This is a genomic window from Rhizobium etli 8C-3, assembly GCF_001908375.1.
Lineage (GTDB): Bacteria > Pseudomonadota > Alphaproteobacteria > Rhizobiales > Rhizobiaceae > Rhizobium > Rhizobium etli_B.
Genome location: NZ_CP017241.1, coordinates 1,139,421 through 1,157,038, shown reverse-complemented (window position 1 = coordinate 1,157,038; position 17,618 = coordinate 1,139,421). Strand labels below are relative to the sequence as shown.

General features: G+C 61.3%; 19 protein-coding genes. 4 read left to right on the top strand and 15 right to left on the bottom strand.

Annotation, left to right across the window (positions count from 1 at the left end; translation table 11 throughout):
• Positions 1–225 precede the first annotated feature (225 nt).
• A complete protein-coding gene (locus tag AM571_RS05830; RefSeq protein ID WP_074063091.1) occupies positions 226–684 on the bottom strand; it encodes an Rrf2 family transcriptional regulator in 459 nt (152 codons plus the stop codon).
• 175 nt (positions 685–859) lie between these two features.
• Between AM571_RS05830 and AM571_RS05825 the strand changes: the two genes are divergently transcribed.
• Complete coding sequence (locus tag AM571_RS05825; protein ID WP_074060599.1) at positions 860–1,753, top strand: NAD(P)/FAD-dependent oxidoreductase; 894 nt, start codon at positions 860–862, stop codon at positions 1,751–1,753.
• Positions 1,754–2,070: 317 nt separating this feature from the next.
• On the opposite strand, the gene AM571_RS05820 is transcribed toward AM571_RS05825, so the two are convergent.
• From AM571_RS05820 to AM571_RS05770, 10 genes are all read right to left on the bottom strand, one after another.
• Positions 2,071–3,012 (bottom strand): ornithine cyclodeaminase family protein, encoded by a 942-nt coding sequence (locus AM571_RS05820; RefSeq protein WP_074060598.1) that lies wholly within the window; start codon positions 3,010–3,012, stop codon positions 2,071–2,073.
• Positions 3,013–3,383: 371 nt separating this feature from the next.
• Positions 3,384–3,815: a MucR family transcriptional regulator gene (locus AM571_RS05815; protein WP_022714520.1), complete on the bottom strand. Its 432-nt coding sequence runs from the start codon at positions 3,813–3,815 to the stop codon at positions 3,384–3,386.
• 431 nt (positions 3,816–4,246) lie between these two features.
• Positions 4,247–4,579 carry a monovalent cation/H(+) antiporter subunit G gene (gene mnhG, locus AM571_RS05810; protein ID WP_074060597.1) on the bottom strand — a complete coding sequence of 111 codons (333 nt, stop codon included), beginning with the start codon at positions 4,577–4,579 and terminating at the stop codon, positions 4,247–4,249.
• A complete protein-coding gene (locus AM571_RS05805; protein WP_074060596.1) occupies positions 4,576–4,935 on the bottom strand; it encodes a cation:proton antiporter in 360 nt (119 codons plus the stop codon). Before AM571_RS05805 ends, mnhG begins: the two co-directional genes overlap by 4 nt.
• On the bottom strand, positions 4,932–5,405 hold the full coding sequence (locus tag AM571_RS05800; protein WP_074060595.1) for a Na+/H+ antiporter subunit E: 474 nt from the start codon (positions 5,403–5,405) through the stop codon (positions 4,932–4,934). The genes AM571_RS05805 and AM571_RS05800 overlap by 4 nt, the downstream gene beginning before the upstream one ends.
• On the bottom strand, positions 5,402–6,952 hold the full coding sequence (locus AM571_RS05795; RefSeq protein WP_074060594.1) for a Na+/H+ antiporter subunit D: 1,551 nt from the start codon (positions 6,950–6,952) through the stop codon (positions 5,402–5,404). Before AM571_RS05795 ends, AM571_RS05800 begins: the two co-directional genes overlap by 4 nt.
• Before the next feature lie 268 nt (positions 6,953–7,220).
• Positions 7,221–7,598, bottom strand: a complete 378-nt coding sequence (locus AM571_RS05785; protein WP_074060592.1) for a Na+/H+ antiporter subunit C — start codon at positions 7,596–7,598, stop codon at positions 7,221–7,223.
• Positions 7,598–8,017, bottom strand: coding sequence for a Na+/H+ antiporter subunit B (locus AM571_RS05780; protein ID WP_074060591.1), 420 nt, complete (start codon positions 8,015–8,017; stop codon positions 7,598–7,600). Before AM571_RS05780 ends, AM571_RS05785 begins: the two co-directional genes overlap by 1 nt.
• A gap of 451 nt (positions 8,018–8,468) precedes the next feature.
• Positions 8,469–10,835, bottom strand: a complete 2,367-nt coding sequence (locus AM571_RS05775; protein WP_074060590.1) for a putative monovalent cation/H+ antiporter subunit A — start codon at positions 10,833–10,835, stop codon at positions 8,469–8,471.
• Between the two features lie 111 nt (positions 10,836–10,946).
• Positions 10,947–11,153 carry a hypothetical protein gene (locus AM571_RS05770; protein ID WP_237358572.1) on the bottom strand — a complete coding sequence of 69 codons (207 nt, stop codon included), beginning with the start codon at positions 11,151–11,153 and terminating at the stop codon, positions 10,947–10,949.
• Positions 11,154–11,508: 355 nt separating this feature from the next.
• On the opposite strand from AM571_RS05770, the gene msrB reads away from it, so the two are divergent.
• Positions 11,509–11,919, top strand: coding sequence for a peptide-methionine (R)-S-oxide reductase MsrB (gene msrB, locus AM571_RS05765; RefSeq protein ID WP_074060588.1), 411 nt, complete (start codon positions 11,509–11,511; stop codon positions 11,917–11,919).
• A gap of 142 nt (positions 11,920–12,061) precedes the next feature.
• Here the strand turns inward: msrB and AM571_RS05760 are convergent, their stop codons facing one another.
• The 3 genes from AM571_RS05760 to AM571_RS05750 form a co-directional block, all read right to left on the bottom strand.
• Positions 12,062–12,568 carry a GNAT family N-acetyltransferase gene (locus tag AM571_RS05760; RefSeq protein WP_074060587.1) on the bottom strand — a complete coding sequence of 169 codons (507 nt, stop codon included), beginning with the start codon at positions 12,566–12,568 and terminating at the stop codon, positions 12,062–12,064.
• An 86-nt stretch (positions 12,569–12,654) separates the two neighbouring features.
• The gene (trhA, locus tag AM571_RS05755) at positions 12,655–13,323 is read right to left on the bottom strand and encodes a PAQR family membrane homeostasis protein TrhA (RefSeq protein WP_074060586.1); all 669 of its coding nucleotides are present in this window, start codon (positions 13,321–13,323) and stop codon (positions 12,655–12,657) included.
• 105 nt (positions 13,324–13,428) lie between these two features.
• Entirely contained in the window at positions 13,429–13,839 is a 411-nt protein-coding gene (locus tag AM571_RS05750) for a universal stress protein (RefSeq protein WP_074060585.1), read from the bottom strand.
• 274 nt (positions 13,840–14,113) lie between these two features.
• Here AM571_RS05750 and AM571_RS05745 point away from each other — a divergent pair, with 274 nt between their 5' ends.
• Positions 14,114–14,974 (top strand): VOC family protein, encoded by an 861-nt coding sequence (locus AM571_RS05745; RefSeq protein WP_074060584.1) that lies wholly within the window; start codon positions 14,114–14,116, stop codon positions 14,972–14,974.
• A gap of 24 nt (positions 14,975–14,998) precedes the next feature.
• Here AM571_RS05745 and AM571_RS05740 read toward each other — a convergent pair whose 3' ends face one another.
• Positions 14,999–16,060 (bottom strand): class I SAM-dependent methyltransferase, encoded by a 1,062-nt coding sequence (locus AM571_RS05740; RefSeq protein WP_074060583.1) that lies wholly within the window; start codon positions 16,058–16,060, stop codon positions 14,999–15,001.
• 174 nt (positions 16,061–16,234) lie between these two features.
• Between AM571_RS05740 and AM571_RS05735 the strand changes: the two genes are divergently transcribed.
• Positions 16,235–17,401 carry an AI-2E family transporter gene (locus AM571_RS05735; protein WP_074060582.1) on the top strand — a complete coding sequence of 389 codons (1,167 nt, stop codon included), beginning with the start codon at positions 16,235–16,237 and terminating at the stop codon, positions 17,399–17,401.
• Positions 17,402–17,618 lie beyond the last annotated feature (217 nt).

Here is a 17,618-nt window from a genome sequence, read left to right as displayed (position 1 = left end):
GCGGTTCGCAGGCTCGTGCGGCCGATTTCGATGGCCGCACTCGCTTCGGTCTTTTGCCCACCTTGTATCTGCACTGGCGCTGAAAGGAGCCGGGAGGTCGGGGCGGTTTCGCCACAGCCCTTCTTCATTGCCTGCATTCTTCGGCATGGCTGTCCTGCCGGCCTTCGAGCGCGCCCTTGAGGGCGGCAGCACCTTTGGTCAAGACAATCACCTTAAGGCGGCAGTCTATGAATGCTCCATTGCCAAGGCACAGTGTGCAGGCTTCGCCCATTGCTTGGAGGAAGCTTCGGCAAGCGCGGCCAATGTCACCTGAGCGAATTTCGAAAGCAAGATCGCCTCCGCCTCATGCATCGCCCCGGCAAGCGAAGCGTTGACGGCCTGTTCGATGACGCAGTTCGGATTGTCGCCCGCCAGTCCGATCGAGAAGAGTTGCGGCGCGCCCAATGCATTGTGGATGTCGAGCAAGGTGATCTCCCGCAAGGGGCGGGCCAGGACCCAGCCGCCGCCGTGCCCCTTTTCGGACCGGACATATCCCTGATCCCGCAGGCCGGCCATGGTTCGGCGCACGACAACGGCATTGGTGCCCAGCATCGCTGCAATGGTCTCGGAGGTTGCGGCGCCTTCGTGGCGATCCATGTGAACAAGCACATGCAGCATGCGGGATAGGCGGGTGTCGTGTCTCATGGCCTGGCCGAGTTCGTTTGCGGATCTCAGATGTAGCAGAGAGACCTGATCACGCAACAATAATAGTTGCATGATCCATTGACAGATCGATTTCACGTAACTTAAAAAGTTTCATGACTTGACGTTCGGCCGTCCCGCCGGGCGATGAAACGGAACGAAAGTGAGAGGATCATTCATGCATTTTGACGTCATCATTATCGGCGGCAGCTTTGCCGGCATTTCAGCAGCCCTGCCGCTCGCCCGTGCCAGACAAGAGATCCTGGTGATCGACGCCGGTGAGCGCCGCAATCGCTTTGCCGCTGTCTCGCACGGTTTTCTGGGCCAGGACGGCCGTGAACCCGGCCAGATCGTGTCCGAGGCCCGCAAACAGCTCGAACGCTATCCGACAGTCCAATGGATGAATGCCAAGGCGCAAACTGCAAAGAGGACCAGCAATGGATTTGCTATCGAAATCGATGGCAAGTCTGTGAAGCAAGCCAGGCGTCTGATCCTGGCAGCAGGGGTTGCCGATCGACTGCCCGCCATTCCAGGCCTGCAGGAACGCTGGGGAAAATCTGTCTTCCATTGCCCCTATTGCCACGGATACGAACTGAACCGAGGGCGGATCGGCGTCATCGCATCCGGGGAACATTCCATGCATCAGGCCCTCATGCTTCCTGACTGGGGCGAAACGACTTTTTTTACCAACGGCCTTTTCGTCCCGAATGCCGACCAGGCAGCGCAATTGCGTGCGCGCGCAGTCAAGGTCGAGACGACACCAGTGCGCGAGATCGCAGGCAAGCGTGCGGATGTTTGTCTGGAAGACGGCAGGATTGTCACAATGGACGGCCTGTTCGCCATGACGCAGACTTCAGTGCAAATCCCCTGGGCCGAGCAGCTGGGCTGCGCGCTCGAAGAGGGGCCACTCGGCCAGTTCATCAGGACGGATGGCGTAAAGCAGACGACAGCGAAGGGCATCTTCGCCTGCGGCGATGTGGCAAGGGCCGCTGGTTCCGTGGCTCTTGCCGTTGGTGACGGGATGCTGGCCGGAACGGCGGCGCATCGGTCGCTGATGTTCGGGATTGATTGACGGCCTCTCATGCCCCGGCAGAACGAGAAACGTTCCACACGGGCATGCTACCCGGCGTCACAACAGTGCAATCGTTTTTGAGGTCCATCGACCGCATCGATGACGACTTCGAGCTGGAGCGCAGACAAGCTATTCGGCTGATCGGCAAAACCGACAAGCCGGCTGTGTCCTCAGCGAGGCGATCTTCCCCATGGTCCTGGCGAAGCCATGCATCGTTACCTATGATGCCGGGTATAAAAGGGTCTCGGTTGACTGCATGAGTGCCAAGGTTGCCAGGGTGGCGACCGTCGCCCGTGATAATCAGCTCTCGGCCCGCCTCAGCCCGCAGGAGCCTTACCGCCGGTAGCCGCAAGCAGCTTCGATGCCACCAGGACTTCGGTACCTGCAAGGCCCACCGAGCAGAACAACGTCGTTTGATCGCGCGCTTGGCGAGCAGGCAACCTGCCGCCGACGATCGCTGCCAAATCAACCATACGGGCGGCATCGGACGATTCACTCAGAAAGAATGGAGCCTTATAGGCTTGCGTCTGCTCAAGGGAATCGGTGGCGATGAGATGAGCGGCGGCGGCGACATCCAGGCCCAACTCGTGTTCATCCACGGTCTTCGGGCCGACGGTGTTGATGTGAACTCCGGGCTTCAGCCAGGCTGCCTCCATCACCGGCGTTCGGCTTGTCGTTGCACAAATGACGATATCGGCCTCGCTCACGGCGCGCCGAGGTGAAGCCACGGGCTCTACGGGGATACCTAGGCGCTGCTCCATCTCCGCTGAAAACGTGCGGCGGTTCTGTTCGTGGCGGCTATAGACGCGCACACGATCCAGCCTGCGGACCAGCGCTGCGGCCTCCAACTGTGTTCGCGCCTGTTGCCCGCTTCCAATGACGCCTGCCGTGCGGGCGTCAGGCGACGACATATGACGGATGGCGATGGCGCCAATCGCGCCGGTCCGGATATCTCCCAACCGGCTGCCGATGACGAGCCCTTGAAGTTCTGCCGTTTCAGTCGACCAGACCGCGACGATCTGCTCGCGGCGCAGCCCTTTGAATGTCCCATAAACCCTGAAGCCCGCAATCGGATCCTCGCCGATCGTGCCGCCGACGGTGAAGACAAGGTCGCCCTTGCAGCCAAAGGACACGTTATGCCTGGGCGGCGAAACCAATGCCCCTGCCGATCGCGCCGCCATTGCTTCCTCGATCGCCTCGATGGCGATCTGCATGGTCGTGCCGCAGTCCAGGTCGCTGTCGCTTAAAATGATGGCCATCGGCGCCTCCTCGGTTGACGGACTGCATCAAGTTCGGATCTCAACCTAGATCGAGGTCAACAGGGATTTTCAGCGGTTCCGGCAAAAGGCAGGTCAAATTGGGCTTCGCTCGCCCAGGCACACTTGCTCGTGTCGTCGCTCATCCCGCCCTGTGGGCACACCCGCCGAAGCACCATGCCCGGCAGAGCTGCAGCGCCAGTCGCGGCCCGAGCGCATTTTCGAGGTAACCTCCAGGGCGATGGGCGAACGGGTTGGTGCATTGGCCGAAGAGCAAGACTGGCGCCGCCCGGATCATTTCCTCCATTTTCGCGCTGGAGGCACAAAAAAGCCGGGCTCGAGGCCCGGCTTCTGCGCTTAGGAACGTGCTTGGCTCAGCCGCGGCCGCGTTTGCGGCGCTGGCCGAGGCCCATTTCCTTGGCGAGGCGCGAACGCGCCTCGGCATAGGCGGGAGCGACCATCGGATAATCGGCGGGAAGATCCCATTTCTCGCGGTACTCTTCCGGCGAGAGACTGTGATGGGTCATCAGATGGCGCTTGAGCGATTTGAAGTTGCCGCCGCATTCCAGGCAGGTGATCTGATCATCCTGTACTGACTTGCGTACCGAAACGGCGGGCTTCTGCTTTTCGATGGTGGCTGCGGCGGGTTGCGGTGCAGACGTGTTGCTCAGTGCGGAATGTACGTCGGAAATCAAATTGGCCAGGTCACTGACCGGGACCACATGATTGCTGACATAAGCCGCTACGATATCGGCCGTCAGTTCTACCAGCAATTCCGGCCCGTTGCCGGTCGCGGTATCCGTCATATTCTGTTTCTCCTGTTCGCATGCGTGGATGACCCTCTTTCGGAGGATCGCCTTCGTAGAGGCAAACAGTAAAAGGCCCAGACAGCGGCATCATGTCCTAAAACGCGAATCCACCCCTAGATTCTTGAGACCGAAATCTGCTCTAATACTGCCCGAATACGAATCACAATCGCTGCACTCTTCGACCACAGCCTTCATTAGACATTCGAAATCAAAGCTACAGATGGAATAGGCGAAACGATTCTAATTCGAAATCAGAACTCTACTTACACTTCAATTATCACTGTTTTACCGAAAGTCCAATTCTTATTTGCGGTTTTTCTACTTAAAAAGTTCAAAACACTAAGATTTTGCAAGCAAGGCTGCAGCTTTAGTTCACGATCGCGTGCATAACTTGCGTAGAACGAGCTAAATCGCTGACCGTTATACTCTCATCGGCCTTCCATGTCGTCGCCGACCGAGAGTTCCCACAATTTATGCCCCGTGTCATGCGCCGCCTTGGCCAAGAGGTGTGCCGCGACCGGGGCGGTCAGCAGCAGAAAGACGACGCCGGCAGCAGCGCGCGCAAAAATTGCAAGCTCGCCGGAATAAAGGCCGGCAGCAAGCAGCAGCAGGCCGGAGCCGACCGAACCCGCCTTGGAGGCTGCATGCATGCGCGAGTAAACGTCCGGCAATCGGACGACGCCGATCGCCGCCGAGAGCGCAAAAAAGGCACCGCCAAGCATCGTGAGGGCAGTTGCCGTGGCGATAACGTATTCCATCATCGTGCCTTTCCTGCCGTGTCGCCCGGCACCGGCGTCACTGCCTGTTCATCCCCGGCCGGCAACGGCCTGGTTTCTGGCCTGCCCCGCGACAGAACGAAGCGGGCGAAGGCAACCGTTGCGAGAAAACCGACCAGGCCGAGTGCGATCGCAATGTCGATGTAAAGCGTAAAGCGCGTCTTGACGGCGATTACTGCGATGAAGCCTATGGCAATGCCGGTCAGCGTATCGAGGGCAAGGATGCGGTCCGGCAGCGTCGGTCCGGTGATCACCCGATAGGCGGTGAGCACAAAAGCGATCCCGAGGATCGCAAGCGTGACCGCGGCGGCGGCCGAAACAAGCACAAACGGCGCAATCATCGGAAAGCCTCCATGATCTTGCGTTCGAAGCCGCTCGCAATGGCGCGCTTCGTCGCCTCCGGGTCGGAGCAGTCGAGGGCGTGGACATAAAGCGTCCTGTGGTCTTGCGAAACATCGACAGACAGCGTGCCGGGCGTCAGCGTGATGAGATTGGCAAGCAGCGTTATCTCGAGATCGCGATCGACGGTCAGCGGAAAGGCAAAGATTCCGGGCCGGATCTCCATGCGCGGCCGCAGCACCGTGCGTGCGACGGTCCAAGCCGAAAGCGCCAGTTCCTTCAGGAAAAGCAGCGTCAGTGACAGGACGAGGCGCGTGCGGCGAAGATAGCCCTTGCTGCCCAGAGGCTCGCGCACGATCGCCAAAGCGATGGTGCCGAGAACGAAGCCTAAGACGAGATTGTGCAGCGAGGCGCTGCCTGAAACGGCGACCCAGGCAATGGCGAGCAGCAGATTGAAGAGGAATGCGATCAATTCGGCGCTCCTTCCGGGAAAACAGAATGGATATAGGCTGCCGGATCGGCGAGGCTTCCGGCGGCTGCCTGCGCCAGCGACAGCAACGGCTCCGGCAAGATGCCGAAACCGGTAACGAGCCCGGTCAGCGCCAGAAGCGGCAGCGCCGATTGCCAGCCGATCGCAACCGCCTTGACAGGCGCCTGCGCCGGGCGCCAGTAGGCAAGCAGGAAGACACGGCCGAAACAGATGGTCGTCAGGAACCCGCCGGTCAAAAGGGCGGCGGCAAGCCACCATGCGCCGATATCGAGCGAGGCCTTGACGAGGATGACCTTCGGCCAGAAGCCGGAAAACGGCGGCAGGCCGCAGGCGGCAAGGAAGAGAATGAGCGACACGGCGGCAAACCAGCCACGCTCGCGATAGAGCCCGCCGAGCGCGCCGATCTGGAAGCTGCCGCCGAGACAGGCCGCCTGCCCCGCCAGGAGATAGAGCGCCATCATCAGCACGACGGAATGCAGCGCGTAGAAAACCGAGCCGCTGACGCCATCGGGCGTGCCGACCGCAATACCGGCAAGCATGTTGCCGATGCCCGAGATGATCACATAGCCGAGCATGCGGCGGATATCGGTCTGCGCCAGCGCGCCGAGTGCGCCTATGATGACGGTTGCCGCACCCACGAGCGCGATCATCAGGCTCAGCGCCTCGCGCTCCACCGGCAGCAGCATCACCATCACCCGGATCAGCGCGTAGATTCCGACCTTGGTGAGCAGACCGGCAAAGAGCGCCGAGACGACGATGCGCGGCGTATGATAGGAGGCCGGCAGCCAGAAGTTTACCGGGAAAACCGCGGCCTTCATGGCGAAGGCAAGCAGGAAGAGGGCCGCCAGCGTCACGAGCGGCGCGGCATCGCGCAGGCCAGCGGCCTTGAGGGCGATATCAGCCATATTGAGCGTGCCGAAGATCGCATAGAGGTAGCCGACGGCGATCAAAAAGAGCGTCGTGCCGATCAGGTTCAGCACCGCATATTTCATCGCACCGTCGATCTGCTCGCGCTCGGATCCGAGGATCAGCAGGCCGAAGGACGAGATCAGCAGCACCTCGAACCAGACATAGAGATTAAAAATGTCGCCGGTGAGAAACGCTCCCGACACGCCTGCCATCAGGAGCATCAGGAAAGGAAAGAAACCAAAGCGCCGCCCGCCCGCATCGATGTCGGTAAGCGCATAGAGGCTGCCCGCGAGCGCTGCGATCGCGGCCGCAAGCGCCATCAGCGCCCCGAAAAGGTCGACGGTGAAGGCAATGCCGAAAGGCGGCAGCCAGCGCCCCATCACCATCGTGACCGGGCCGTCGTCCATCACCCGTTTCAACAGCACCGCGTCGATCACTACCAAGGCCGCAAGGCCGAGAACCGCGATCACGGCGTGTAGGCGGACATGGGCGCGCAGCATCAGCATGAGCGCGCCGAGCATGATGCAATGCACAACCGGCAGGATTACCAGCCAATCGCTGGCCGGGACGGGTGCGGTGAGGAGCGCAGCGGAAAGATCCGTGCCGATGGGCGCGGCCATTTAATGCCTCCTCCTCTTCTTCCAAGCGGGCAGACCAGCTGCGCGGATGAAGGCGATGAGGGGGGCGAGCGGCGCAGGCCGCAACCATCCGGCGCGCAAGCCACGCACACCAAATGCCGAACCTCGCCCCTTGTCCAACCCTTGCGGCCACCTTCTCGCTGCCGGCAGCAAGCTACTGGAAGAAGCCAGCGCCATCAGTCGATCCGTCCCGCTGTGGGGGAGCTGTCCGGCAGAACGGAGGGGGGTTATCATTTGCACCATCCTCATCTCAATACCCCACTGGCGGAAGCGGCGGATCGTCGGGCTCGGCGACGCGCATCTCGTCGGTGTTGTCCGTGCCGATGTCCTGATAGGCGCGGTAGGTCAGCACCAGCAGGAAGGCGAGGAACGAGAAGGAAATCACGATCGCCGTCAGGATGAGGGCCTGCGGAAGTGGATTGGCGGCACCGGCGGGCAGCGCGTCGAGGTCCGCCGGAATGATCGGCGGTACCTCGCGCGTCAGGCGGCCGGCGGTAAAAAGCAGCAGGTTCACGGCATTTCCGAGGATCGCGATACCGAGCATGATGCGGATCGAGAATTTCGACAGCAGCAGGTACACTGCGGCGAAAAAGAACAGGCCGACAAGGATCGCAAAAAGCGGCTCCATCACTTTGCCTCCCTTTCCTCAAGGGCCAGCGCAATGGCGGTGATCGCCCCGACGACGACGAAATAGACGCCGATATCGAAGAGCATGACCGTCGACAGCGGCACCTCGACGCCGAAGATCGAGGGATAAACCCAAAGACCGGTCATGAAGGGCACGGCAGCGACGATCGAGATCAGGCCGGCGACCGCCGACATCATCAGCCCGGCGCCGGCAATCGACAGCGGATGAAAGAGGATCGCCCGGCGCACAGCCGGCACCCCGCCCGCGATGCCGTAGATCGCCAGTGCCGAAGCGGCGATAAGCCCGCCGATGAAGCCGCCGCCCGGCTCGTTGTGGCCGCGCAGCAGGATGAAGACCGAAAAGAGCAGCATGAGCGCGACGAGGAAGGGGGCGATGGTGCGGAAGATGAGGGTGTTCATCGGGTGGGTGCTCCCCTTGGCGGCGACCGGCGGGAGAGGTTAACTGCATCGCTCATCAAGCCGGACGATGCGACGCGCAAGGCAAACCGCACCTCCTCACCGTCCCTCATCCTAAAGTGCCGGAAGGCGAAGCCGCAGGGTCCGTAAGGATGACCCCCGCGTGCGCCGCCTCGGCGATCTGAACCCCGCTCGAGGCGCCGCCTTTGCCTCCAGCGCTCATGCCATGCTCCCCGCATCCCTGTGCTCGCCGCAGGAATGTGGCTACGGCGCGCGAGCGCCGTGAATGGACCGCCTTTTGAATGAGCAACCCGCGCCCAAGTCCTTGGGCGCGCTGGATTCCATCGACAGGCATGGGAACGGGGGCGGTTGAGAAAATGCCGTATCCAGACCGCGGCAGCTGGCATTTCAAGCCTGCCGGAATGGAAACCCAGGAGGTGGAAACAAACGCCTTTCACTCCGCCACCTCCACTCGGTCAGGATCATGCGCGACCAGCTTGCGCTCTCCCCCCGCCCGCATGCGGATCAGTGCAATGATGGCGAGGCCGGTGATGGCGACGACTGCGATCTCGCCGAGGGTGTCGGTTCCGCGGAAATCGACGATGATGACGTTCACGACATTGGCGCCGTGGGCGATAGTCTTCGAATAGGTGTTGAAGAAATCCGTCAGCGCCGCATTGAACGGCCCCTCCGTCGCTCGCATCAGGAGCAGCGAAAAGCCGAGGCCGCAGGCAAGCGCGATCGAGCCGTCGCCAAGCCGCTGGAGCAGCGGACGCGGGTCGGTCGGCGAGAGGCGGAGCCTCGTCATGACGAGCGCCAGGATGACGACGGACAGCGTCTCGACCATGAACTGGGTGAAGGAAAGGTCCGGCGCTCCGAAGAGCAGAAAGATCAACGCCACGGAAAAACCCTGGATGCCAAGCGAGATGATTGCCGTCAGCCGGTCGCGGGCCGAAAGCACTGCCGCAAGGCCGATCACGGCGAGCAGGAAGACCGCCCATTCGTGGAGCTGGACGTCGCGCGGCCAGACGAAAACCGACGGCAGTTCGCCGTAAATCAGCGGCGGCACGAGGAGAACAAGGGCGAGGCAGACAAGGGTGCAGGTTACGTAGATTTCCAGCCGCCCCGGCTGGACGATGCGGGTGAGGCGCCAGGCAAGGCGGACGAGCCCGGCAATGAAGCTGTCGAAGCCTCGGTCCGGCCCCGGCCCTGCCGCCTGCAGGAAAGACACCATCAGCGCCCGGGCCTGCCCCATCTTCCAGTAGACCCCAACGCCGAGGATCACGGTCAATGCAGAAAGCGCAAGCGGGAGGCCGAGATGCGGCATCGGTGAGATCGCAACGTCGATTGCACCCCCCTGAACGGCCGAAGCCATGGGCGACGAGACGTAGTGATGCGTGACACCGGAAAAGATCGCGCCAGCAAGCCCAAGCACCGCAAGAATTCCAGGCCCGAGCCACAGCAGGACAGGTGCCTCGTGCGGGTGTTTCGGCGTTTCGGCCGGCTGACCGACAAAGGGCTTCAAGCCGACCGAAAAGGCAATTGCAAACATCAGCCCATTGCCGAAGATGGCGACTGCGGTAAACACCAGCGAGCGCAGGTTGCCACCTGCGAGCGCTGCGTAGATCTCCTCCTTGGCAAGGAAGCCGAAGAAGGGCGGAAGGCCGCCCATCGAGATCGCGGCGAGTATGGCGATCGCGAAGGTCAGCGGCATGGCGCTCAGCAAACCACCAAGCTTCGTGATGTCGCGGGTGCCTGTCTCATGGTCGAGGACGCCTGCGATCATGAAAAGTGCGCCCTTAAAGAGCGAGTGCGCCACCAGGTAAAGCACCGCGGCCTTTATGGCGTATTGCGAACCGAAACCGGTAAGCAGGACGAGAAGGCCGAGCGAAGAAACCGTCGTATAGGCGAGCTTCAGCTTCAGGTCGGCATGTGCAATGGCGAGTGCCGAACCGGCAACCAGGGTCATGCCGCCGAATAACGGCAGCAGGAATTCCCAGGCCGGGGTGTCGCCCATCACCGGGTTAAGCCGCATCAGGAGGTAGACGCCAGCCTTCACCATGGTTGCGGAATGCAGGTAGGCCGATACCGGCGTCGGCGCTTCCATGGCGTTCGGCAGCCAGAAGTGAAATGGAAACTGCGCGGATTTGGTAAAGGCGCCGCACAGCACGAGACCGAGCGCTGCCAGATAATATGGACTGCCGCGCACCACATCGGCGAACGGAAAAAGCAGCGACATCTGTGCGACGCCGGTGATGTTCCACAAGAAGATGAGGCCGGCCAGCAGGCAAAGCCCGCCACCACCGGTCACCACCAGCGCTTGAAGTGCCGCCCGCCGTGCCGCCTCCCGCTCATGGTCGAAGCCGATCAGCAGGAAGGAGGTGATCGAGGTAAGCTCCCAGAAGACGAAGAACATCAGGAAACTGTCCGAGACGACGACGCCGAGCATCGCACTCATGAACAGAAAGATGAAGGAGAAGAAGCGCCCCTGCTGCGGATGTCCCTTCAGGTAACCGCCGGCATAAAGGACGATCAACGTGCCGATGCCGGTAATCAACAGCGCAAATGTAAGCGAGAGGCCGTCCAGAAGCCAGGAGAAGTTCACATTGTAGCTCGGAACCCAGGAATATCCGCCGGTCACCACCTCGCCGCGGGCCACGCCAGGTATGAAGCGGAGCAAGTGCAGGAACGACAGGAACGGCACGGCCGCCAGCAGCCAGGCGCCGTTTGCGCCGAGGCGGCGGATGACGAAAGGGGAAAGCAAGGCGCCGAGAAGCGGCAGGCACAAGGCCAAAAATGTCAGACCAGTGACACCGGCCATGTCCCCTCCTCATTGCCAGAAAGTGATGCGTTGGCGCGAACTTAGGGTAATCGGCAAGCGCCCTCAAGCAATTTCGCAGGAGGTTTTGATGAATGATCGGAGGCGGACCGATCAGGCCTGGCGGAGCGCTGCGGCAGAAGCAAGTATGTGAACCAGCAGGACAACCGCCGTCAGCGGCCAGAAAATGCATGCCACGGCGCCTGAAAGGCGGGCCAACGTCCAACCGTCGTGATGGGCCCAGCCTTCCAGCAAAGTCATCGTCAGAAAAATCACAGCCACAAGCAAATAGGCCGCCCATGGCAGAACAACGATGAACACGTCCATATCCCCCGCCTGGCATCAGTCGCCGTCGTTGAGAGTACGTTAACGGCGCCGTCTGGATCAAACCATCAATTCGGATTAGCGGAATTCCTAATCCCGCGGATTAGCCCCCAGCCCAGGCATTCCCCCGCTCCGCGAGGAACGAGGGACCTTCTGCAACGAAGCAGCCTTTGCGCGAAATCGCGATTGCACACTGGATAGGCCTTTGGAGAAATTTCAGGGGCCGCATTAGAAGATGAGCGCCGGGCCAATCCGCCCTGTCTTGATTCCGCTTGCCTTGATCCCGCCTGTCTTGCGCCCCACATTCTGGCCAAGACGGAATCGCCCCTCCGGCGCGAAAGGAGCATGCCTGATGTCCGACACCACGACCGCCAAGGTCCGCAAGACCGATGCAGAATGGAAAGAGCACCTGACGCCGGAGCAATACCGCATCACGCGACAGCACGGCACGGAACGCGCCTTTACCGGCCCCTACTGGGACAGCTTCGAGACCGGCCTCTATCGCTGCGTCGGCTGTAACGCGCCGCTCTTCCGCTCCGATACCAAATTCGATGCCGGTTGCGGCTGGCCGAGCTATTTCGAACCGGTCTCGCCGGATGCCGTGACGGAGCATCGCGACAGCTCCTACGGCATGGTCCGTACGGAAATTCGCTGCAGCAGGTGCGATGCACATCTCGGCCACGTCTTCCCCGACGGCCCGCCACCGACGGGCCTGCGCTACTGCATCAACGGACATTCCATGGTGTTCGAGCCGGTGAAATAGGTCCTGCACGGCGCCTCATCACCACGGCCGGCAATTCGCGATGCGATCGACCGCCCGGCCGAGACGATCGGACCACCTGGTTTCATTGTCTCGCCCGCATCCAACATCGGGCATTGCCGCAAGTTAGGCGCCGTGACGAGGCTCACTTCGAAACCCTGAGTTCCATGCAGGTGAGATCGAGCCAGCGGCCGAACTTGGTGCCGACTTCGGAGAAGGTGCCGGCGACGCGGAAGCCGAGCTTCTCGTGCAGGCGGATCGAAGCGACGTTTTCCGACTCGATACCGGCGATCATGACGTGGACGCCGTCCACTTTTGCCTTCTCGACCAGCGCCTGCATTAAAAGCTTTCCAATGCCCCTGCCGCGGCAGTCCTTGTCGACATAGACGGAGTGCTCGACCGTATGGCGATAGCCTTCGAAGGCCCGCCAGTCGCCGTAGGTGGCATAGCCTGCCACCTGCCCGGCCTTGTCCGCGACCAGAACCGGAAAGCCCCTCGCCTTGCGCGCCCGGAACCATTCAGCCCGGTTTTCGAGATCAACGAGGGTTTCGTTCCAGATCGCCGTCGTATGTTGGACAGCGTGGTTGTAGATGTCGAGGATCGCCGCAAGATCGGCTTCGGTGGCGTCGCGCAAGAGGACTGCGTCGGTCATGTCATGTCCATTCCGTTCGTTCGGCAAAAGCGCATACGCCCGCCCTTCGGCGATGTAAACGGCGAATTGGCGCGAAGAAAGAACGATCAGAGCCTGGCCGCGCCCATGCTGAAGCAGGTGAGTACGGCCGAATAATGTACCGCTGCGGCGGCAACCACGAAGCCGTGCCAGATGGCGTTCTGGAAGCGCAGCTTTTCCCAGACGTGAAAAATTACGCCGGCCGAATAGATGATGCCGCCGATGACGATCAAAAGCATCGAAGCAAAGGGTATGCGCGAGGCGACCGGCCCGGCAACCAGAATGCCGCTCCAGCCCATCGCGAGATAGAGCAGGATCGTAAGTTTGTCGTAGCGGCCCGGAAAGGCGCATTTCAGGAAGATGCCGGCCGCCGCCATCGCCCAGATGCCAATCAGCATGGCAAACAGCAGCGGGTCGTCGGCACCACGTTCAAGGAACGGCGTATAGGTCGCGGCGATCAGGATGAAGATCGCCGAATGATCGAGCCTGCGCAGGTACCATTTGGTGGGAGAGACTGGCCAGGCATTGTAGGAAAAGGAAATGCCGAGTGTCAGCACGAGGCCGACGCCGTAAATCCAGGCGGCCGCGATCTCGCCGTAGGAGCTCCAGACCGTCGCATAGAAGATCAGCACGGTTGCACCGACGAGCGCGAGAGCCAGGCCGACGCCGTGCACGATGCCATCAGCGATCAGCTCATACCTGTCGTAAGCCCAGCGAATGCCGTTGAACTCGCCCATTCATGCACACCCATTCCTCGACCTGCCGATGCTCTCACTGAACGGCCGGTGGCGCAACAGGCGGCAGCACCGTGCGCGGTAAAACTTCATGAAACGCTTTAATCCTTACCGATCCACCAGCACCGAGCACTTGGCGTGTCGTACCACCCGGTCGGCTGTCGCACCGATGAAATAGTTCGAGAAATCCGGAACATGCGAGGCGATGATGATGAGGTCGGCCTGATGCGCCTCGGCGGCGGCGAGGATGCCGTGTGCCGGCGGGCCGCGGCCAATTTCCACCTTCGCCGGGATAGCGGTCTTCAGCCGCAGCTGCTCAAGCTGCGCACGTCCATCATCGATCGCATTGTCGATCAGTTCAGGGGGGAGGTCGACGGCAATATAGGTCGGCACGTCCTGCACGACATTGAGCAGGATGATCTGGCCGCCGGCATCGAGCAGCGTCGCGGCTTTGCGGAATGCCCTTTCCCCCCTCTCGATCGTGCCCATTTCGATAGGGACGATGATCTTCTTGTACATGATTTCCTCCACAGCGGGCTTGCCTACAAAGGAAGATAACGCGCGGTAAACAGGTTCAAGTGGGCACAAGCGATCGTCAACAAGGGTTCAACGCTTTATCCTCAAAAACAGATCTTCTGTGAACAATCGGAATCCGCCATATAAAGGACAAGTACGGTGGCTCGAGGGACTTAGAGGCGAAATGGACCGGCGAACATTTCTCGAGCTTGCCACGGGCAGCGCTCTCGCTGCCGCCGCCGGTGCGCCTTTTTCTACCATGGCAGGAGATAGATCTATGACGACCGAAACCTCTTATGCGCTGAGCCGCCCTGCCTATGTCGGCCAGGCGCATCTGGTCGTGACCGACCTGGCGCTGGTCTCGAGCTTTTATCAGTCGATGCTCGGCCTCAAGGTGATCGAAAAGGCGCCAAGCGGCGAGGTGCTGGGCGTCAACGGTCTGCCGCTCCTGACGCTGGCGACGGACGGCAAGGCGAAGGTCGCTCCGCGCAATGCGGCCGGCCTCTTCCACACCGCCTTCCTGATGCCGAACCGCACGGAACTTGCCCGCTGGCTGCGCCATGCGGCGCATATGGACGTCGTTCTCGACGGCGCTTCCGATCATCTCGTCAGCGAAGCCATCTATCTCTCCGATCCCGAAGGCAATGGCATCGAGATTTACGCCGACCGGCCGCACGAGGTCTGGAAATTCCACCAGGACGGCCAGGTCGAGATGGCAACGATCCGCCTCGATCTGCAGGCGCTTTACGACAGTGCGCCGGACGATGCCTGGGGTGGCATGGCCGACGGCACCGCGATCGGGCATATCCATCTGCAGGTTGGCGATATTCCTTTGGCCGATGCCTTCTATCGCGACGTCCTCGGCCTGAAGCTGATGGCGCGCTATCCCGGCGCGAGCTTCTTTGCGACCGGCGGCTACCACCATCACATCGCCGCCAACATCTGGAACAGCCGCGGCGCCGGAACCCGCGCCGATGGCATGACCGGCCTTTCCGAATACACCCTGCGCTTCAACGATAAGGTGGCGCTCGACAATGCGGTGGCGGCACTCGACCGGCTGGAAATCGAAAGCGCAAAGCGCGACGGCGGCGTGTTCCTCAAGGATCCGTGGGGCATCGGGCTGACGCTTTCGGCCTGAAGCGGTCCTCCTTTCCTCGAGGCGCTAAGCCCGCGCCTCGAAGACCATGTTGAACGGCGTTTCCGTCGCCCGGCGGAAATGCGAGAAGCCGGCGTCGAGCGCTACTTTCCTGAGCCTCATCTCGCCCGCCTGGGCGCCAAGGCCGAGGCCGACCTCCTGCGAGAGCGATGCCGGCGTGCAGATCATCGTCGAAGCGCCGTAATAGACGCGTCCAACCGGATTGAGATTGTCCTTCAGATTGTCGTGGGCAAATGGCTCGACGATCAACCAGGTGCCGTCGGGCGCCAGCGTTTCCTTGACATGACGGCCGGCACCGACCGGGTCCCCCATGTCGTGCAGGCAATCGAACATTGCGACCATGTCATATCCGTGCGCGCCGAATTCGGCCGCGGTGCTCTGCTGGAAGGTGACGCGGTCACCGACGCCTGCCGCCTCGGCCGCGGCTCTGGCTTTCTCGATCGAGGGAGCATGGTAATCGAAACCAAAGAAACGCGAGGAGGGATAGGCCTGCGCCATCAGGATCGTCGACGCACCATGGCCACAGCCGACATCGGCGACCTTGGCGCCAGCCTTGAGCTTCGCCTCGACGCCGTTCAGGGCCGGTATCCAGCTTGAAATCAGGTGCGTGTTGTAGCCGGGCCGGAAGAAGCGTTCGGTGCCGCGAAAGAGGCAGACACTATGTTCATGCCAGCCGAGGCCCTGTCCGCTGCGGAAAGCTTCGGCGATCTTCGGCTCGTCCATCCACATGGACTGCGTCACCTGGAATGCGCCGGCGAAAAAGGCGGGGCTGTCTTCTTGCGCAAACACCATCGCCTGCTCGGGCGTGAGATAAAAACGCTCGGTCCCGTCGTCATAGGTGATGTAGTCGGCCGCGGCCATAGCAGAAAGCCATTCGCGGAGATAGCGCTCGTTGAGCCCGGTCTCCTTCGCCAGGCGCGCCACATCGCGGGGCTCGCCGTCCGCCATGGCCTTGAACAGACCGAGATCATCGCCAAGGACGACGAGCGCGCCGGAGACGGCGGCTCCGACATCACCGACCAGCCGTTCGACGAGTCCATCAAGTTTCTGCATATCGGCCTTGCGCATGGCACCCTCCAATCCACCAAGGAAAGACCAGCCTGGCAAACTATTCCGAGTAGGCGGCGCGATTGTCAATTTGCCCAAACTGGGTATCCGACACGCCCGGGCCCTGGCGGGAACCTCCACGCATTCCGTGCGTTTCCGGTCCGGGCCAATGAGGCTTTCGGGGACATTCCATAAATGGGCTTTGCCAACGGCATCCGCAAACAAGCAAAGAAGATCGCAATGGGCGAGCGGCGGACGAGCGCACTGGAAGACACCCTCACCACCGCGACGGAAGAGATGCCGCAGGCGCCGGCGCACCGCGTCCAGAAGGATGCGCTCGATGTCAGCATGGCCTGGGCGATCATCGGGATTTTCGCGATCCTTGGCCTTGCCGTCCTTTACCAGATGTCGCTGATCCTGATCCCTATCACGCTCGCCGTTGTGGTGGGCATGATCCTCGGCATGGCGGCGGAAAATTTGAGCAAGCTCGGCGTGCCGCGCGTCACCGTTGCCATCATCCTTTCAAGCGCCGTGGCACTGGTCATCTTCTTCGTCATCAGCTCGCTTTCGGGACCCTTGACGACGCTGACCAACGAAGCTCCTGCGTTCATCGAGAAAACGATCAATCGGATCATGCCCTATCTGGAGCAGATACGCTGGTTGCGCATTACCCCGGCAAGCTTCCAAAGTGGGCCGGTCTCGATCAATGCGCTGCTTGAAAACACCGGCAACGTACTGCATGTGGTGACGACGAACCTCACGCCGGCGCTCGTGCAGGCGCTGATTTTCTTTGCGGCCCTGCTGCTTTTTCTCTCCGGGCGCGTCAGCCTGCGCAAGGCGATCATCCTCACCTTCCGCACCCGCCAGCAGCGGCTCACGGCCATCCGCGTCATCGGCTCCGTCGAGCAGGTGCTGGGCTTTTATTTTGCAACCGCCTCGGTCATCTATGCGGCGCTCGGCGTAATCATGGCGATGATTGCCTGGGCAGGCGGGCTCTCGGCGCCGGCACTCTGGGGCTTCTTCGCCTTCCTATCGAGCTTCATTCCCTATCTCGGCATCACCATGATGACGTTTTCCATCGCGGTCGCGGGCATCCTCATCCATGACGGCATCATCATCGGCCTCATACCGGCGGCCGCCTTCTTCATCGTGCACCTCGTCATGGAGAATCTGGTATTTCCCGCCGTCATGGGCCGTCGGCTGGAAATCAATCCCTTCATCGTCTTCGTCGCCATCATCTTCTGGACATGGATGTGGGGTGCCGTCGGCGCCATGCTCGCCCTGCCGCTTTCGCTGATCGTCATGACCATCGTCGATGAACTGTTCATCGAGGAGAAAGTGCTGCCGCAATTGCCGAAGTGACGGGGTGGGGCGATGGCCGTTTATGCCCATTACCCTACCCCTCTATCGTTTTGGCGGAGCAGCGGATTTGCTTGCGAGATGAGCGCGCTCGTGGAAGCGTGGCGGCATACTTCTTACCGGGACCGGGCTTGAGACCGTCGTTCCAACCTATGAGCCCGATTCAGTCGCCGTGAGGATCAAATCCAAGCGAAAACGAAAATCAAAAGACGGCTCCAGT

What these genes read in the sequence shown, in the direction of transcription:
- mnhG (WP_074060597.1), bottom strand. Translation starts at nt 4,579, where the DNA reads ATGATGGAATACGTTATCGCCACGGCAACTGCCCTCACGATGCTTGGC.
- AM571_RS05795 (WP_074060594.1), bottom strand. Translation starts at nt 6,952, where the DNA reads ATGGCCGCGCCCATCGGCACGGATCTTTCCGCTGCGCTCCTCACCGCA.
- AM571_RS05780 (WP_074060591.1), bottom strand. Translation starts at nt 8,017, where the DNA reads ATGAACACCCTCATCTTCCGCACCATCGCCCCCTTCCTCGTCGCGCTC.
- AM571_RS05805 (WP_074060596.1), bottom strand. Translation starts at nt 4,935, where the DNA reads ATGATTGCGCCGTTTGTGCTTGTTTCGGCCGCCGCCGCGGTCACGCTT.
- AM571_RS05750 (WP_074060585.1), bottom strand. Translation starts at nt 13,839, where the DNA reads ATGTACAAGAAGATCATCGTCCCTATCGAAATGGGCACGATCGAGAGG.
- AM571_RS05830 (WP_074063091.1), bottom strand. Translation starts at nt 684, where the DNA reads ATGAGACACGACACCCGCCTATCCCGCATGCTGCATGTGCTTGTTCAC.
- AM571_RS05775 (WP_074060590.1), bottom strand. Translation starts at nt 10,835, where the DNA reads ATGGCCGGTGTCACTGGTCTGACATTTTTGGCCTTGTGCCTGCCGCTT.
- AM571_RS05735 (WP_074060582.1), top strand. Translation starts at nt 16,235, where the DNA reads ATGGGCTTTGCCAACGGCATCCGCAAACAAGCAAAGAAGATCGCAATG.
- trhA (WP_074060586.1), bottom strand. Translation starts at nt 13,323, where the DNA reads ATGGGCGAGTTCAACGGCATTCGCTGGGCTTACGACAGGTATGAGCTG.
- AM571_RS05740 (WP_074060583.1), bottom strand. Translation starts at nt 16,060, where the DNA reads ATGCGCAAGGCCGATATGCAGAAACTTGATGGACTCGTCGAACGGCTG.
- AM571_RS05745 (WP_074060584.1), top strand. Translation starts at nt 14,114, where the DNA reads ATGACGACCGAAACCTCTTATGCGCTGAGCCGCCCTGCCTATGTCGGC.
- AM571_RS05825 (WP_074060599.1), top strand. Translation starts at nt 860, where the DNA reads ATGCATTTTGACGTCATCATTATCGGCGGCAGCTTTGCCGGCATTTCA.
- AM571_RS05760 (WP_074060587.1), bottom strand. Translation starts at nt 12,568, where the DNA reads ATGACCGACGCAGTCCTCTTGCGCGACGCCACCGAAGCCGATCTTGCG.
- AM571_RS05815 (WP_022714520.1), bottom strand. Translation starts at nt 3,815, where the DNA reads ATGACGGATACCGCGACCGGCAACGGGCCGGAATTGCTGGTAGAACTG.
- AM571_RS05785 (WP_074060592.1), bottom strand. Translation starts at nt 7,598, where the DNA reads ATGGAGCCGCTTTTTGCGATCCTTGTCGGCCTGTTCTTTTTCGCCGCA.
- AM571_RS05820 (WP_074060598.1), bottom strand. Translation starts at nt 3,012, where the DNA reads ATGGCCATCATTTTAAGCGACAGCGACCTGGACTGCGGCACGACCATG.
- msrB (WP_074060588.1), top strand. Translation starts at nt 11,509, where the DNA reads ATGTCCGACACCACGACCGCCAAGGTCCGCAAGACCGATGCAGAATGG.